Raw genomic sequence first — 17,859 nt, 5'->3', positions numbered from 1 at the left:
AATCAAACGTAAGATTCGGTTTACCCAAGCAGACAACTGTGACAGGTAACCGCGTAGCGTATCCGGGAGCGCCCCTCCCACTTTCTCAAACCATACTCCCCAACCGACATGAAATCCTGGCTTGCCGCCTACGTCCGTCTCTATCACGAAAAGAAAACCCGTGACCGCCTGACGGCAATGGGCATCGAAAGTTTCCTGCCCGTGCAGGAAGAAATCCATCAATGGAGCGACCGCCGCAAAAAGATAGAGCGCGTGGTCATCCCGATGATGATCTTCGTACACGTCGATCCGGCAGAACGTGCCGAAGTGTTGACCCTTTCGTCCGTCAGCCGCTACATGGTGCTGCGCGGCGAAAGTACTCCCGCCGTCATCCCCGACGAGCAGATGGAACGTTTCCGCTTCATGCTCGACTACTCCGAAGAAGCCATCGAAGTGTGCTCCTCCCCCTTCGCCCCCGGCGAACAGGTGCGAGTGATCAAAGGTCCGCTTACCGGACTGGAAGGCGAACTGGTGACCATCAACGGCAAAAGCAAGGTGGCGGTAAGGCTGGATATGCTGGGCTGCGCCCATGTGGATATGCCGGTAGGGTTCGTGGAGAGAGTGGGAAAGATGGAAGCGGTGAGATGAAGGATATTAATAGATAAAAGAAACGACAGACAATGAAAGGAATTGTTTTAGCCGGTGGTTCGGGTACACGCCTCTACCCCATTACTAAGGGAGTCAGTAAACAACTACTGCCTATTTTCGACAAGCCTATGATTTATTATCCTATCTCAGTACTCATGCTATCGGGTATTCGAGAGATACTAATCATTTCCACCCCCATCGATTTACCCGGATTCAAAAGGCTGTTAGGCGATGGCTCAGATTTTGGCGTTCGTTTCGAATACGCAGAACAGCCCTCACCCGACGGCTTGGCACAGGCATTTATCATCGGACAGGAGTTCATTGGAAACGATTCGGTATGTTTAGTACTGGGAGATAACATCTTTCATGGTCCCGGATTTACCCAATTACTAAAAGAGGCAGTGCGTACAGCGGAAGAAGATAAAAAAGCGACTATTTTCGGTTATTGGGTAAGCGATCCCGAACGATATGGAGTCGCAGAATTCGATCAATCGGGCAACGTTCTTCATATAGAGGAAAAGCCTGAAAACCCAAAGTCCAATTATGCAGTAGTAGGACTCTACTTCTATCCCAACAAAGTGGTTAAAGTTGCACAGAACATCCAACCTTCCCCTCGTGGAGAATTAGAGATAACGACCGTTAATCAGCATTTTCTTGATGACAAGGAGTTAAAGATGCAACTTTTAGGGCGTGGGTTTGCCTGGCTGGATACCGGCACACACGACTCCCTATCCGAAGCTTCCACCTTCATCGAAGTAATTGAAAAACGCCAAGGTTTAAAAATAGCCTGCCTTGAAGGGATCGCCTTAAGACAAGGATGGATCACACCGGATAAAATACGCCGACTGGCGGGGCCGATGCTGAAAAACCAATACGGGCAATACTTGCTAAAAGTGATAGACGAATTAGACAAACAGAAATGAATGTAATAAAAACAGGCATCGAAGGATTAGTAATCATTGAGCCCCGGCTTTTTAAAGATGATCGGGGATACTTTTTCGAATCATTTTCCCAGAAAGAATTTAATGAAAAGGTGACTCCTGTAACTTTTGTACAAGACAACGAGTCCCAATCCTGCTATGGAGTCATTCGGGGACTACATTTCCAGAAACCACCCTACACACAAAGTAAATTGGTGCGTGTCATTAAAGGCTGTGTACTTGATGTAGCAGTAGACATCCGTAAGAACTCCCCTACTTTCGGGCAGCATGTAGCAGTAGAATTGACCGGTGAGAATCATCTTCAGTTTTTTATTCCGAAGGGATTTGCACACGGCTTTGCAGTATTAAGTGAAGAAGCCGTGTTCCAATATAAATGTGATGAGTTTTATCATCCGGAAAGCGAAGGAGCCGTAGCGTGGGATGATCCGGATTTAGGGATCGATTGGAGAATTCCAGGAGAGAAAGTAGCACTTAGTGAAAAGGATAAGGGGCACAAAAGACTGAAAGAACAGATCGATACAGAAGTGTTCAGTCCGATTTCTTAATATAATCTTAGCCCCATGTTCTTATCATTTATTTTGCTACTGCTATGTATAATAGCACAACACCAACGTAGCAACCGCCGCCTTTGTGAAAAACGTAATTTAACGGACTTGGTCAAATTAATCGCAGCCATTGCAGTTGTCGTATGCCACCTGTTTACATTCTACATGCATAATCCCGCATGGGCAGCAGAAAGTCAATTTGGAAGCCTTTCCGTTTCTATCTTCTTCTTTCTGTCAGGTTATGGATTAATGTGCAGTTATAGTCTCAAAGGCAAGAAGTACCTTGAAGGATTTTGCATACACCGAATAAGTAAAATTATAATCCCTTTACTGACAGCGTATATTATATATATACCAATATTAAGATTAATTAACCATAGGGGGGGGGGGTAATAGAAGCGATTCAAAGATTATTTTCCTCCAATCCGCTCCTACCCTATAGCTGGTACGTCACGGAAATCACTCTCTTATATTTACTTTTTTATATAGTAATGCGTTTCATTCCCAGATATAAACTGCCGGCATTGAGCCTTGTCATAGTTTTCATGTTAGCGGGAATGCTATTGGCCGGCCTGCCACATTGGTGGATAAACGCATCTCCCTGTTTTATTATAGGCCTCTGGTATTATAAATACGAATGCCTCCTAATGAACCAAATGAATAAGGTGAAAAAATGGCATTTCATCACTTTGATACTGCTGTTTCTCTGTACATACCGTCTCGACATTGTTCAAGACAATATTCAGATGCTATCACGATGGCGCTATACGTACGCTTCGTTCTACCTCGTAAATATCTTGTTCATTTTATTAGCCTTGTATATACTCCAAAGAGTTAATTTTAGGAAAAACATCAAAGTTACACAAAATTGTTATTATGAAATTTATCTAATGCAAGGCACTATATTCTTACTACTTGATACAATGATACACAATAGACCGCTTTTCTTTATTTTGGCTATTGTCTCCACCATTATATCTTCATTGGGCATGCATTGGATAAATAAAAGAATCATGAGAGTGCTTAAAATCTAAATCGTAAATTCACAAAAATCAAGACATATTACACAATTAATGAATAAACCATATCATATAGTCATAGTTACAGACGAAGGCTATGTACAACATGCGGCAGTCATGCTAACCTCACTTTTTGAGACAAATCGAAGGAAAATATTTCATGTGTATGTACTGACTAACGGTTTATCACAAAAATCGGAATCACGCATATCTTCACTTTGTAGGAGGTATGATTCTTATCTCACCCAACATATCTGTTCTGACGCAAAGATCAAAGACTTACCCGTGGGACAATGGAGCACCATGATGTACTACAAACTTTACATTCCCACCATATTACCACAGGAAGCTGAACGTTGCTTGTTCTTAGATGTGGACATGGTTATCAATGCGGACATAGCGGAACTCTACAATATTGAGTTATCTGATAACGTCATAGCTGCCGCTGAGGATATTCCGGACTGTATATTGCACAAACAGCGTATTGGTCTATCACAGAACGATCTTTATATCAATTCAGGAGTCATGGTTTGTGATTTAAAGAAATGGAGAATGCTGGAATACAGCCAACCGATTTTCAACTTCACCCGTTCAGTTGCCGCCAAAATACAAAACGAACAGGATGTAATAGCCATGTACTTCAAAGATAAAATTAAAACCTTGCCAATCCGATGGAATATGGTAACATTCTATTTTATGCGTAAGCCTAAGATTTTCAGCCAATATCTCCCGCAGCTAAAAGAGGCTAAACGCAATCCCGGCATTATTCATTTTGCATGTCCCATAAAACCTTGGTTCCGTGATTGCAATCATCCATTCGGATATCTTTACCGCCAATACTTGCAACTTACTCCCTGGTATGATGTGCATCAGCGATTCCCCGTCTTTGAACGTCTCACATTATTCCAACGGTTCAACAAGCATATAAAAAATATACTCAATGATTTCAATATACTGAGGTATAATGAGCACTTGACCCAATAATATCCTCACCAATCATCTAAAGACATGAAAGATCCCTATAAACACTCGTCTTTTAACATCATTTTTACAAAGATAAAGACTCTACTGCTCGATCTCTTTTGTCATCCTATATGCATAAATGCCTGTCTACATTATTCATGGGGCAAATTGATGCACAGGAATTGGGGAGACGATATAAATGTCTTTTTAGTAGAGCGACTATTCAACAGAAAGGTATCATATCTTTATACCTCTTCAATATCCATGCATCGCAATAGTACCAATTATATAATGATAGGTTCTACAGCCGTCATGCTTGGTAATAATCGCAGTGTCATATGGGGGGCTGGGATTATTGATGGGACAGTATCACTTTCAACCCCACCTATGAAAATATTAGCGGTAAGGGGACCGCTAACACGAAAATACTTCATCAACAATGAGGTAGAATGCCCTGAAGTTTATGGAGATCCCGCAATGCTTGCTAAATTAGTCTATACACCACAACATACAACTCCCACATACAAACTCGGTATCATTCCCCATTACAGTGATTTTAATCACCCTGCCTTAAGCAAATTTAAGAATGATCCGGCAGTACTAATAATCCGCATGGAGGGTTATAAAGATTGGCATGAAATAATTGACCAGATTTGCGATTGCGAGTATATAGCCTCTTCATCACTGCACGGGCTTATCATGAGTGAGACCTATGAAATTCCTAATTTATGGATAGAGCTGTCGGGAAAGTTGATGGGAGGACATTTTAAATTCCATGATTTCTTTCTATCCATTCACGCAGATCGCGAAAAACCTTTCATCATGCGAACCAAGACAAGTCTCGCTGATATTTTAGCAACAAAATCTCTATATAAAAAAGGATATATAAACCTACAACCACTGATTGACGCAGCGCCATTCCCATTGTTTCCACAAGAGTGAGACCACAATAAATTTCGAGTGGTTCATCATGTGTAATCCACTATAAATATCAACAACAGATCTTTATCTCAAAACATAAATTACCAATGAATGAAATAAGAATTCAAGAAATCATTAAGACTGAAGATAGTATTCAGGCAAGGATTTTCATCAATGAAAACGAAGAAATAATAAAAACAACCTTTAATAAAGAAATCGCCAATGATACGATCACAGATAGAATAGACGCTTTTGTATGGGGTTTTCTGTTCTTCGCCCTTTGTGAAGGTTATGATATAGTATCAGATATACCCATAACAGATGAATTATATTATAATCTTGAATTTCATTTTATCAATGCCTTAACGGGCTGTAACCCATCATTACACAGGATTCAAATAAAGGCTCCACTGATAAATGGAATCAAAGGAGAAAGGCGCATTGTTGCAACCGGCATTTCATGTGGCGTAGATTCTTTATATACCATAGCGCAACATACATCCCAGCACACGCCCGAGAACAACCGAATTAACACATTAGCATTCTTTAACGCAGGTAGTTCAATGAAAGCGGCGGATATATTAAGGACACCTCTAGTGGAAGGAAGGTTACAGATCGCCAAAGCATTCGCCGCAGAGTATGGATTTGATTTTATATTTATTGAAACAAATCTACATTTGATCTTAAATAAATATCTCACTTACTCCCATACAGAAAATCACACATATATGGCCTTATTTTGTATTTACCATATACAAAATAAAATAAAGACATATTATTATTCTTCTGGTTATTCATATGCGGAATTTACTTTGAAGAGAGAAAACCATAATGCAGAGTTAGGCTCAGCACATTACGACTTACTAACATTATCAATGGCCTCTATAAATAATATACGCTTTTATTCTGCCGGCAGTGAAGCGAATCGCTTAGAGAAAACGAAGTATATTATTTCTTATAAACCGGCACAGAAGTATCTTAACGTATGTGTGAATGAATCTCAAAATGATAGCAAATGTTTCAAATGTATTAGAACTCTTCTTACATTAGATGCTTTGAATGTAATAGATGACTATCGCGCGGTATTTGATGTAGATTATTATAAAACACATCGCCAAACCTATATACGACGCATGTATTTAGAGGCGACTTTTAGGAGCAACAGCTTTTATAAGGAAATAATCCCCTATTATAAAGATCAACTCACTTTACTATTTAAACTTCGAGTATTTACATCTGTAATTAAAAATAAAATTTTCGATCTATTTAAATAGTAATTTAAAAGTTCTATGGAAGAAAACAACAGACGAATTGTCAAAAACACTTTATTCTTATATATGCGCATGTTCATTACCATGTGCATCAGTTTCTTTACAACCAGAATAATCCTTGAGAAACTAGGAGTCAGTGATTATGGCATATATAATATAGTAGGTGGATTCACTTCTATGTTCACATTACTTAACAGCATTCTACAAACAAGTACCCGTCGTTTTTTAGCATTAAATATAGGAAAAGGAGAAGCCACATTACTACAAAAAACATTCTCAACTGCATTTTTCACCCATTTACTAATAGCCTGTATAGTTTTACTCCTTACAGAAACATTTGGATTATGGTTTTTAAACAATAATCTTAACATCAATCCTAATAGAATTGAAGCTGCCAATTGGGTATATCAATTATCACTAATCAGTGTTATGTTAACTATTACTCAGACCCCTTATACAGCTGCGGTCACGGCTCATGAGAAATTTAACATATATGCGCTTTTAAGTATATTTGATGTAATTTCAAAACTCATCATTATTTATCTTCTGGTATTTATTGATGGAGACAAATTAATCATTTATGCAATTCTTCAGTTAGCTGTAAATATTATCAACGTCTCTCTATATAGACTCTATTGTATCAAAAAATTCAATGAATGTAAATTCTCTCTTAAAATAGATAAGTCTCTTCTTAGATCAATGCTTCACTTTTCCGGATGGTCAACAGTTGGACACTTTAGTGCAGTACTCAACACTCAAGGGGTTGCAGTATTACTAAATCTATTCTTCAATACCGCCATTAACGCAGCAAGAGGATTGGCATCTACAGTTATATTTACAATAGGACAATTTGTTGATGGCTTTATTACAGCATCTGTTCCACAATTAGTGAAATATTACGGAACCGGAGAAAAAGATAAATTTAGAGATCTTATTTTCAATATTTCTCAATATACGCTTTTCTTACTTTCAATAATAGTAATTCCAGTATTGATAGAAATAGATTTTGTATTAGAACTATGGCTAACAGAAGTACCTGAGTACACTGGTACTTTTATAAAAATAAGTATTTTTATTAGTCTAATAAGCTACTCCAACAAAATGATAGATCAAGGCATAGTAGCTATCGGAAAGATGAAACAATTAGCATTATGGACATCCTCCATCTATCTTACAAATTTTCCATTAGTATATATTGTCCTCAAATTTGGGGGATCCCCTAATTCGGCTTATTTAGTAGCTATCATCCCTCTATTCTTAGCGTTCTGTACGAATTTGCATATTCTATCAAAATATGCAGAATTCCCAGCAAAAAAATACTTTTTTTCCATATTCTTAAAGAACTTATCGCTAATGGCACTTTCAGCAGTCATCCCATTAATAGCACATAACCTTATTACAAACGATGAAGTTTCCAGATTCTTTACAGTGTGTTCTTTATCTGTTATTTGTTCTACAAGTATCATTTACAAATGGGGATTAGGATACAACGCCAAACAAATGGTAAAGCAAAAGTTCAAAGCCTTTTTTAAACGCAATAACATAAAATGAAAGCATAAAAACATCTATATAATCTCAATGAATTAACATCGGAAAAATATTTTCCACATAGTAAAAACGCCACCACACCAAACTGTAAGCACAACTCAATTTAAGGCTATAAATTAAAAGGCCTACCTTCGTTGCAAACAGAATTCAAAAATTATGTATAGCGAAGATTTAGAAAGGTTTTACTTTCAGTACCAAACGGAGGCCCCTACCTCATGGAGAATCTCTCCAGTCATTCTGTGTAAAGAACAACGTTCCTTGTAACCTCTTTCAAAAGTGGTATAAGGATACGCATAACAAAACCGTTGAAGTCCAAGTTGATGGTCTGCCAACTGATGCAGATGAAAAAGATTCTATATTAGGTTAGCGTCCATTATCTTTATCAAGAATATAACTCAATATGGGCTACAGTACCTTTATGGGTATTATAGTCAAACAGTGAGTGCTTACATAGAGTTCTCAAAAACGTTATGAAAATTTCTGTAATCATTCCTGTATATAACGCAGAAAAGAGTATTTCTTACATAGTAGAAACACTATTATCCCAAACTTTCAAAGACTTTGAAATACTACTGATCAATGATGGCTCTACAGACAACACGGCTATTATCTGCAATCAGTATGCAGCAAAATATAGTGATAGCAACAACTCCCACCATCCTATAATAAGAGTTTTCCATAAAATGAACGGGGGAGTGGCTATGGCTCGTCAATTAGGCGTAGACAATGCTTGTGGTGAGTATTCCATACATGCCGATGCTGACGACTGGGTAGAGCCGACTATGCTTGAAGAAATGTACAACAAAGCAAAAGCAGAAGAAGCCGATGTAGTAATAGCCGATTACTTCATCAATAAAAGTGCGCCTTCCTCCGCTACTCAAGGCATTATCAAAAAACAAAAGCCATCATCCATTAATGCCAACCAAGTATTAATGGATATTCTTGAAAGCAGAATATTTGGTGCCTTATGGAATAAAATGGTGAGAACAGAACTATATCAAAAATATAATGCCCGGTTTTTCTTTGGTATTAATTATTGCGAGGATGTATTAATATGGGCACAGATTCTAAAGCATGAAGAAGTAAAGGTTACTTATCTCGGCAAGGCCTACTACCATTACTTTATCAATGTGGACTCAATTACACATAAAATCAATCGTAAAAGTTATAGCATGCGAAGGGCGTTTAAAGATAAATTGGACTCAATTCTTATAGACAATAAGTACAATAAAGTAAAACGAATCTCTTCTCTTGGAATATTCGCCGAAGGATTTATGAATAAATGCCTTACAAAAGAAGAAATAAAAAGAGAATTCAAAAAAAATGAATATACAGCTTTCCATGACGTAAAAAGTCTACGCTGGAGATTGGGATATTTGATGATAAAAATAGGATGCTATCCAATAGCCCATAAACTAATTCGATATTAAAATAAATGCCACCAGATGAAAAATAAGTTTATAAATAAATATACGTATTGGAAAAATATTATTCAAATACGACACAATGCCTTAAAAGCAACCCATAATCATCAAGTACGTTTATACAATTGGTGTAATGTATGTAAACAGGATTACTGGTTAATCGATTTTATTGAGAAACGTGATTTATTAAAAAATAACCCTAAAGCCAGAATAGGGCTTTACAGTATTTTTGCACCCATGTGGCTCAATTATCTGGATCGTAGTGATATACGTATTTTTGTAGAACGGGAGAATTTACATAAGGAAACGATGCAACAATGGTTGCATCGTTTCCTTGACGACAAACGTATTGACCTGTCATTAGGTTTCGACGAGATTAACCACCCGCAATACATGCGCTTTCCTTTCTGGATCATGTGGAATGTCTTCTCACCGACCGCAACACACAATGAAATAAAACAGCAGATAGAACAAATGAATTCTCCTAAAAATCATGCATACGAGAACAGAAAGTTCTGTTCTTTCTTATGCAGTCACGATGATACAGGACGTAAAAAGATATTCAATCAACTTTGCAATATCGATAAAGTAGATTGCGATGGTCACTTGTTCCATAACAATGATGAACTAAAATTGAAGTACGGTGATGACAAATTGAAATACCTGACACATTACCGTTTTAACCTGACCCCGGAAAACTCTAATTATGACGGTTATGTGACAGAAAAACTTTTTGAAGCCATATATGCCGGCTGTGTACCCATTTATCATGGTTCAGATAACCGTCCGGAGCCTAATGTGTTAAATCAAGAAGCAATAGTATTTTTTGAAATGGGAAAAGAGAATAATGATGCAATAAAACTGATAGATGAACTAAATGCCGACAAGAAAAAGTACATGGACTTCGCTTGTCAAAAACGTTTCATCACTGGGGCAGATGAAATCATTTGGGGATATTATGTAACATTGGAGAATAAGATAAAAGAAATTGTTACCAACATCTAATGAAAAGCGGATCAAGAATAACATATATTGATAACACCCAAGCAATAGGCATAATAGTATCTATTCCACCACCAAAAGAGGATCCAAGTTTCATATATACAAAATCATGAAATATAAAGTAGCTCAAATTATACCTTACTTTGGCCAATGGCCGGGATGGATAGAACTATACTTCTATTCATGCGGGCAAAATCCTAATATAGACTTCATCTTCTATACAGACTGCCCTGTACCTCAACAGACCTATTCTAACACTAAGTTTATCTCAACGAGTTTTGAGAAATATTGTAAGCTGGTTGGAACCCGGCTTGGAATTAACTATGTCATCAATAGCGCCTACAAACTCACTGACTTAAAACCCTTTATAGGTATCGTTCATCAAGAAGAACTGAAAGACTATGATTTTTGGGGATTCGGTGATTTGGATCTTGTATATGGAGACTTATCCATGATAATCAACGACAAAATGCTAAGCAGTTACGAATTGCTAACAACCCATAATTACCATATTGCAGGCCATTTTACTCTCTGCAGAAACAACGAGTATTGGCGCACGCTATGCTTCAGAATAAAGAATTGGAAGAAACGTCTCGTAGACAATCAGCATTATGCATTTGATGAAGGTGAATGGTCAGGAATGGTAAATCCATTCATCAAATACATCCATCGCATGCATGGACTTCTATTAAAACCTTTCGGTATCCATTATTTTACTGTACTTGACCTTCTAAATCCACTTTTAGTAAACAAATGCTTATTCAAAGAGTTTTGGACAAGCCCTCATGCCGGACCGGAAAATGGGATTGACAAAGAATGGACATACGACGTAAAGAAACATCAGATTATCGATCCGGAAGGAAGAGAACTCCCCTATCTCCACTTCTTGTTCTTTAAAAAAACGCCTTGGCTAACTACTGCATACTATTGGAGAGAAGGATATTGGAAAATAGACAGCGACAATGGTATCTGCGATAAAGAACACTTTAAAGGCTACAAAAAAATAATATTCAACCATAAAGAAGTAAAAGGCTGTCTATCATGATACCTAAAACGATTCATTACTGCTGGTTTGGAGGAAATCCTATACCTGCCGAATATCAGCGATATATCGATAGTTGGAAAAAGTTTCTTCCAGACCACGAAATCAGAGAATGGAACGAGGACAACTATGATGTTCATTGCATCCCTTTCAGCAGCGAGGCTTATGATGTGAAGAAGTTTGCATACGTAAGTGACTATGCCCGGCTGAAGATTCTTTACGAGCATGGTGGCGTTTACTTCGACACGGATGTTGAGGTGATAAAAAGCATGGATGATATCCTTGCCCATGGAGCATGGATGGGTATAGAAAAGCATACCGCCACACCGGAAACAGATGACATGGTAAATGTGGGTATCGGTTTTGCCGTAGAGACACATCACCCTATCATCAAAGAAGTGATGGCTTTTTACGAGAACACTCATTACATTTTTCCTGATGGACACATGGAGCAAATCCCCATTGTTCCTGTCGTGACAAATGTATTGCAAAAACATGGTATGCACAGTAAAGTAGACAAGCCAACAAATATAGAGGGCATAACCGTCTATCCTTGGGATTATTTCTGTCCTATAGAGTTTATGTCGAATAAACTTGAGATAACGGAAAATACCCGCACCATCCATCATTACTCTGCCACCTGGATGTCCAGGAAAGATAAATTCATGATGTGGAAAGGGTATTTCTTCAGAACAAATATCTTGGGACGTGGAATTAAGACTGCAATCAGTATGCTAAGAAGATAAAGTTTTCAATGTACATTAACGTAAACATCCAAATTAGATCTAAAAAAAAATTTATTTATCACAAACCAAAATAAAAAAGGAATATTGGACAGCTAAACTAAAGTATATATTGAAATATGGATAAAAGAAAGCTTCTACACTTATCAATTTTGTGGGTGATTTACGGTTCCTTAATTAATCGATTTATATGGAACAACCAATTGATTACTATAATGCCGGATATTTTACTATGTATTCTTCTCTTTATGGAGAAACCACGCAAAGAAAAAAATAATCTGCAATTATATGTAGGCAAGGCTGTGATATCCATCTTTTACAGCATATTGATATTAGGAGTAATTTCTTCACTCATAAGTTTTACCCCCATGACTGCCACAATATGGGGTGTCAGGCAATTCTTTCGTTATGGTTTAATGGCCTATATGATTCTACTTTATTTTAGACCAAGGGATATAGTATGGGGGCGAAAACTCTTATATCAGTCTTTTTTATGGAATATGTTTTTTGTGATAGTAGAGTTTGCTTTGGGACAAGTAGGTGATTCTATGGGTGGAACATTCAGTGGTAATGGAGAGTTGTCTGTCTATCTTACGGTTATCGCCTTTATCGCAGAGATGGAATATTTGCAACATAGATTATCTATTCAAAAGTTTATAGCAGCATGTTGTTTATGCTTTGCAACAAGTATTCTGGCAGAGATCAAGTTACTTTATATACTGTTGCCACTTACGCTATATGGAGGTTATGTACTATTAAATAAATTCAATTTTAAACATGTGATTATTTTAGTAATAGCATATTTTTCAATGATCCCGATCATGAAGTTTGCGCTCTTACTTTATTATGACGAAAACTATGTAGAGTCGGTTTTTGATAAGGAGGAAATGAGCAAGTATCTCGAAAACGATTATGCGCTTCAATCCGGAACTTACCGGTTGTTAAGCTTCAACAGGAACACTTGTATAGAACGGAGCTCCATTATTCTTTCACAAGAATCTAAAACTTTCTTAATTGGAAATGGCATAGGCTCATTAACACAATCACAACTGTTCAAAACACCTTTGGCTGATATGTATTATCCCACTTTCTATTTTTTCTTTACTTTTTCATATATTCTATTAGAATTAGGATGGTTAGGATTTATACTCTTCCTCCTATTTTATGCCCTCATAGCTTATCGTTTTTATAGATACTACCAAAACACAAAAGACAGTATTATCAAATACTGGTCATCAATTGGTCTTTTTATGGCATGTGTATCTTATATTTTTATGTGGTATAACGCTGTACCCTATTCGGCTTACTACTTTCCATTCATTCTTTTCAGCTTATGTTTTGTCGGAATAAAGTTCCGTAAACAAAAGCTTTCCATGAACAAATATATAAATAAAAATGGCTCCAAAAGTATCTGTCATCGTCCCCGTGTATAACGTCGAGCAATACCTTGACCGTTGCATACAATCTCTTTTAAATCAAACATTAAAAGAAATAGAAATAATTCTTGTTAATGATGAATCACCGGATAAGTGTCCACAAATGTGCGACTATTATTCCAAACAAGATGTCCGTATAAAAGTAATACACAAAAAGAACGAAGGGTTAGGAATGGCGTGCAATAGTGGAATGGAAATAGCAAAAGGCGAATATATAGCATTCTGTGATTCTGATGACTATGTGGATAAAAACATGTATGAAACCATGTATAGAGCTGCTATTGAAGAACAAGCTGATGCGGTATTTACAGGTATTCAAACTGTTAATCAAGAGGGAATAGTAAAACCTATGTCACAGCCTAAACAGAAAGAAACTATCCGTGATAAAGCTCATATTCATAGATATTTACTAAACATGATTGCTTCAGAACCTTCTGTCAAAGAAGATCGTGAAGTTCCTATGTCTGCAAAAGTGGCTTTATACAGACACGAAATGATAGCCAACAATCATCTACGTTTTGAATCAGAGCGTATTTTAATCAGTGAAGATCTAATCTGGCATATTGACATATTATGTCATGCTAAATGCATTTGTTTGCTGCCTCAAACTTTCTATTACTATTACAATAACACTAAGTCTTTATCAAAAAAAACACGTACAGATCGTTTTTCATATTTCCTAAACATACGTCAAGAGATAGTCCGCCGTACTAAACAATATAATTTAATAAATGAAGTCGGTATACGCACAGATCGTATGTTTATTGGATACGTACGGTTCTATATCCGACAAATATGTAGGAGCAGTATGGCATATTCAGAGAAAAGAAGCTTGGTTATACAAATGTGTACAGATAAAGTTTGGAAAGAAATATGGAATACATACCCAATAAGACTAATGCCCAAAGGGCATTATGTGATGATGTATCTAATGAAATACAGACTTTTTTCCATAATAAATTTAATATGCAAACTTATAAAATAACAGAGAAAATAAAAAATATTTATACAATTCAACACATTGACAGAACAACGAAATGATTATAAAGATAGATAGCACAAAAATGTATTTCATGGAGAAGTTTATCCCAAATTGCAAAGATAACGGAACCCAGCTTGTATTTCCCCTCTCTCCATTCTATGGCGGCAACAAGCATCTCCATCAGACTTATGCGGCCATCTATGAATTAGCGGAAAAACACAACATTCCAATCATCTCACATTGCAATGATGAAGATATAATCTATCGTAAATATTTATTTTCAGATTCATACCACATGAACCATGCAGGTGCAGAGATTTATTCGAAAAGGTTGGCACATGAAATAAAGGGTATGTTTAATTTTATACAATAACGTCAAATGGCTTTTCAGCAACGTAAATCGAACATAGAGTTATTACGCATTGTAGCTATGGCTATGATTGTAGTGTATCATGTCATTATACATGGAATTGCTCCTACGGGAATACTCCCCAAAACAATTCCGCCAATGCTATGTGCGCCTGTAATATTCGGAGTAAACCTATTTGTTCTCATCTCCGGTTATTTTGGCATTAAGCTATCTTGGCGATCATTTCTCTCGCTAATGTACATTATAGCCTTCTATAAACTGTTTCACCTATGTGCCGATACTTTCTTCCTAAAAATAGAACATCCCATATTTGAATGGATAGCAAAACCATTCAGCGGTCCAATATCAGGAGGAGGATGGTTTATTGACATTTATGTATTACTCATGCTCTCCTCGCCCCTATTGAATAAATTGTTGTCTGTGCTTAATCGGCATGACTACCGGATCGGATTGGGAATATTACTACTTTTTGATGTTGGTTATGGCTTTTTATTTCATAAACATTTTGACGCTTCCGGATACAGTCTTTTACATTTCATATTACTCTATTATATTGGAAATGGGCTACAAAAAATATCACAAAAGAGCTATATTGCATCACATAGAAGGAGGTATTTAATCATTTTGTGTATCACATTAACACTTTCCATTCTCTTGCAAGGGACTCAATGGGATGTAAGATTAGCCACATCTTACTCTTCACCTCTCGTTTTAGTTGGAGCTGTCTGTCTATTTATGTTTTTTGCCAGTCTCTCTATCAGCCATAACTCCATCATAAATTGGGTAGCGAGCTCCATGTTACCTATTTATCTTATACATGAAGGGGGGGGGAAACGTATCTCATTGGTATTATTCACAAATAGGTACGTGGATTAAAGAGTTATCGATAAATGAATTTATTATTCATACAATTCTCCTTATAATAATTCTTTTCATTTTTGCCATACTCATAGACCAACCTCGCAAATGGATATGGAAATTACTGCTAACTAAAATCGGTTCAACATAGTCTATAAAAAAGTATGAAAATATTATATATCGGTACACCCTATAACCACGATTTATGGAAAGAAGGGAAAAATCCGTCTCACTGGCTCTATGGAGCATGCGAAATGGAAGAAGACGGGCATGAAGTGATTTGGAAACAGGAGCAATACAATTTATTCAATGACTTGAGTTTAATCAAACGGCATAAGCCTGATATAGTATTCATCCCCAATTTGAATCTGCAGGCACATAAATTGTTATTGTTGCTGGCAGCTTTCAATGGAATACGAATTCCGATTTTCGCTTATCTGCACCATACACCAAACGGTGGTAACGGATCCAAGAAGATACTTTACCGACTGTTGTTAAAAGGAGTGAGACACTTATTCTTCCTATCAGAACTGACGATGCAAGAAAGTATTGAAGGCAAATATATACAGAAAGGGAAATGTTCTGTACCCGGATGGGGAGCGGATATGAATTTCTTCGCAAAAGTATCCACGACAGATAATGGGTATTTTGTAAGTACGGGCAAGGAGCAGCGCGATTTTGATACGTTGATTGAGGCGTTTCGACATACCGGTGTCCCACTAAAGATTATTACCTGCAAAAGTCATGCGGGCAATAACTTTGAGAACCTCCCGGAACGATGCAAAAACATTCCTAATATTGAGGTAATAATCACTGAAAACAACGGCAATGCCTATCCAATGATGGTACAAGCTATGGCTGACGCCAAAGCATTGGTTTGCCCATTACGTCAGGATAAACTGAACTACTGCGTAGGGCTGTCCACAATTGCCGATGCTGAGGGATTGCAAAAGCCACTAATTATAACCCGTAACCCTTATCATTCGAAAGAGCGTATCCGGGCATTTCATGCAGTAAAGACATTGGAAGATTGGATAGAAGCTATTAACGAAATACAAACATCAACCAAGAAAATGCCTGATCACCCATATAGTATGCAAAGATGTTATAAAAAGATGAGGACTATCATGTTAAAAAAATAAACTACATATACCGGAAAAGGAAGACTGTCTGAAAAAGATTTACCCAATTCAACACATTGATGAAACAACAAAATATTAGTATAGATATACTGAATGTATAACAGCACTGTTAATTACCAATTCGCACATGAAATTACTGTATGGTGATTTTAATGATTTAGCAACAGGTGGAGCTATTGGTGATGCTTTATTCTTTTTTTGTTCCGGATGCACTCTTTTTTTAGGAAGAATAGGACGATTCGACAACTGGTATAAGAGATGTATCAACAGAATATATCCCACAGTCTTTGCGTGGGCAATAGTAGGAGCTTTCATCTTTAATTATCATAATGAAATGAGATACACGGTCATAAATGGAGGGGATGGTTTGTAACTTGCATTATGATATATTATATTGCTCTTTATTTCATTCAACGATATATGCTTAGCAGATTGAAATTGGCATTTGTCATAGCAGCTGGGATATGTATAATCTGGTATATCGCCATAGATAGACCCATAGAGTATAATATGTATGGACATACTTATTATAAATGGTGTCATTACTTCCTCTTCATGCTTATGGGGGCCATGATGGGAATCAGCCGCAAAGAACAAACTTACTCTTTAAAATGGGATGGATTGAAATTAATGGGGAATATTGCCATCTATTATATTTATCTGTTTATCGGCAGGAAAATTGCAATTGTAGACGAACTCCAAATACTATCTCTAATACCTCTATTAATGACTACATTTTATTTTTATAAAATATGTAATAGTAATGCCTTAAAATATTGCTATAAACACAAAATAGTAGGTTGGTGGATTAAGTTTATCGGTGGACTATGCCTTGAGATATACTTAATACAAGAATCATTATTTACAGACAAAATGAATTCCATTTTTCCTTTGAATTTAATCATCATGTTTGGCATCATATTAATGGGAGTATACCTGCTACGTTGCTGTGCACGTATCTTTAGCCAAACATTTAAAGATGGTGAATATAACTGGAAAGAAATCACAAAAACACTTTAACGCCC

The 17,859-nt window shown here is 36.8% G+C and carries 19 protein-coding genes and 1 pseudogene; all 20 read left to right on the top strand.

The features are described from left to right. Nucleotides 1-108: 108 nt before the first annotated feature. Nucleotides 109-627, top strand: coding sequence for a UpxY family transcription antiterminator (locus tag JZY04_RS06270; protein WP_122141698.1), 519 nt, complete (start codon nucleotides 109-111; stop codon nucleotides 625-627). A 32-nt stretch (nucleotides 628-659) separates the two neighbouring features. Further along, nucleotides 660-1,550: a glucose-1-phosphate thymidylyltransferase RfbA gene (gene rfbA, locus JZY04_RS06265; RefSeq protein ID WP_122141699.1), complete on the top strand. Its 891-nt coding sequence runs from the start codon at nucleotides 660-662 to the stop codon at nucleotides 1,548-1,550. Next, the gene (gene rfbC, locus JZY04_RS06260; protein ID WP_122141700.1) at nucleotides 1,547-2,113 is read left to right on the top strand and encodes a dTDP-4-dehydrorhamnose 3,5-epimerase; all 567 of its coding nucleotides are present in this window, start codon (nucleotides 1,547-1,549) and stop codon (nucleotides 2,111-2,113) included. The genes rfbA and rfbC overlap by 4 nt, the downstream gene beginning before the upstream one ends. A 15-nt stretch (nucleotides 2,114-2,128) precedes the next feature. Further along, nucleotides 2,129-2,506, top strand: a complete 378-nt coding sequence (locus tag JZY04_RS21475) for an acyltransferase family protein (protein WP_370635095.1) — start codon at nucleotides 2,129-2,131, stop codon at nucleotides 2,504-2,506. After that, entirely contained in the window at nucleotides 2,506-3,147 is a 642-nt protein-coding gene (locus JZY04_RS21225; protein ID WP_333558645.1) for an acyltransferase family protein, read from the top strand. Before JZY04_RS21475 ends, JZY04_RS21225 begins: the two co-directional genes overlap by 1 nt. 39 nt (nucleotides 3,148-3,186) lie before the next feature. After that, a complete protein-coding gene (locus JZY04_RS06250; RefSeq protein WP_032591822.1) occupies nucleotides 3,187-4,116 on the top strand; it encodes a glycosyltransferase family 8 protein in 930 nt (309 codons plus the stop codon). 24 nt (nucleotides 4,117-4,140) lie between these two features. Beyond that, nucleotides 4,141-5,037 (top strand): polysaccharide pyruvyl transferase family protein, encoded by an 897-nt coding sequence (locus tag JZY04_RS06245; RefSeq protein ID WP_050442174.1) that lies wholly within the window; start codon nucleotides 4,141-4,143, stop codon nucleotides 5,035-5,037. 86 nt (nucleotides 5,038-5,123) lie between these two features. Further along, the gene (locus tag JZY04_RS06240; protein WP_032564985.1) at nucleotides 5,124-6,290 is read left to right on the top strand and encodes a hypothetical protein; all 1,167 of its coding nucleotides are present in this window, start codon (nucleotides 5,124-5,126) and stop codon (nucleotides 6,288-6,290) included. 15 nt (nucleotides 6,291-6,305) lie between these two features. Continuing rightward, on the top strand, nucleotides 6,306-7,838 hold the full coding sequence (locus JZY04_RS06235; RefSeq protein ID WP_122141703.1) for a lipopolysaccharide biosynthesis protein: 1,533 nt from the start codon (nucleotides 6,306-6,308) through the stop codon (nucleotides 7,836-7,838). Between the two features lie 153 nt (nucleotides 7,839-7,991). After that, a pseudogene (locus tag JZY04_RS21470) lies at nucleotides 7,992-8,190 on the top strand (hypothetical protein); the annotation flags it as partial. 115 nt (nucleotides 8,191-8,305) lie between these two features. Continuing rightward, a complete protein-coding gene (locus JZY04_RS06230) occupies nucleotides 8,306-9,265 on the top strand; it encodes a glycosyltransferase (RefSeq protein ID WP_050443520.1) in 960 nt (319 codons plus the stop codon). 15 nt (nucleotides 9,266-9,280) lie between these two features. Next, the gene (locus JZY04_RS06225; protein WP_032565970.1) at nucleotides 9,281-10,264 is read left to right on the top strand and encodes a glycosyltransferase family 10 domain-containing protein; all 984 of its coding nucleotides are present in this window, start codon (nucleotides 9,281-9,283) and stop codon (nucleotides 10,262-10,264) included. 106 nt (nucleotides 10,265-10,370) lie between these two features. Continuing rightward, nucleotides 10,371-11,306: a DUF6625 family protein gene (locus tag JZY04_RS06220; RefSeq protein WP_050442177.1), complete on the top strand. Its 936-nt coding sequence runs from the start codon at nucleotides 10,371-10,373 to the stop codon at nucleotides 11,304-11,306. Continuing rightward, entirely contained in the window at nucleotides 11,303-12,049 is a 747-nt protein-coding gene (locus JZY04_RS06215; RefSeq protein WP_032568687.1) for a glycosyltransferase family 32 protein, read from the top strand. Before JZY04_RS06220 ends, JZY04_RS06215 begins: the two co-directional genes overlap by 4 nt. A 116-nt stretch (nucleotides 12,050-12,165) precedes the next feature. After that, nucleotides 12,166-13,479 (top strand): hypothetical protein, encoded by a 1,314-nt coding sequence (locus JZY04_RS06210; RefSeq protein WP_122141704.1) that lies wholly within the window; start codon nucleotides 12,166-12,168, stop codon nucleotides 13,477-13,479. After that, nucleotides 13,442-14,467 carry a glycosyltransferase gene (locus JZY04_RS06205; RefSeq protein WP_032565967.1) on the top strand — a complete coding sequence of 342 codons (1,026 nt, stop codon included), beginning with the start codon at nucleotides 13,442-13,444 and terminating at the stop codon, nucleotides 14,465-14,467. The genes JZY04_RS06210 and JZY04_RS06205 overlap by 38 nt, the downstream gene beginning before the upstream one ends. Nucleotides 14,468-14,555: 88 nt before the next feature. Continuing rightward, a complete protein-coding gene (locus tag JZY04_RS06200) occupies nucleotides 14,556-14,837 on the top strand; it encodes a hypothetical protein (protein ID WP_032572015.1) in 282 nt (93 codons plus the stop codon). 6 nt (nucleotides 14,838-14,843) lie between these two features. After that, nucleotides 14,844-15,710: an acyltransferase gene (locus JZY04_RS21465; RefSeq protein WP_032568690.1), complete on the top strand. Its 867-nt coding sequence runs from the start codon at nucleotides 14,844-14,846 to the stop codon at nucleotides 15,708-15,710. A gap of 146 nt (nucleotides 15,711-15,856) precedes the next feature. Beyond that, complete coding sequence (locus JZY04_RS06190) at nucleotides 15,857-16,834, top strand: hypothetical protein (RefSeq protein WP_032565964.1); 978 nt, start codon at nucleotides 15,857-15,859, stop codon at nucleotides 16,832-16,834. Between the two features lie 381 nt (nucleotides 16,835-17,215). Then, a complete protein-coding gene (locus tag JZY04_RS21220) occupies nucleotides 17,216-17,854 on the top strand; it encodes a hypothetical protein (protein ID WP_333494331.1) in 639 nt (212 codons plus the stop codon). Nucleotides 17,855-17,859 lie beyond the last annotated feature (5 nt).

The sequence above is a fragment of the Bacteroides sp. 11BF genome, from assembly GCF_019633765.1.
In the GTDB taxonomy this organism is placed as follows: Bacteria; Bacteroidota; Bacteroidia; order Bacteroidales; family Bacteroidaceae; genus Bacteroides; species Bacteroides hominis.
This window is presented reverse-complemented; position numbering and strand designations above follow the sequence as displayed.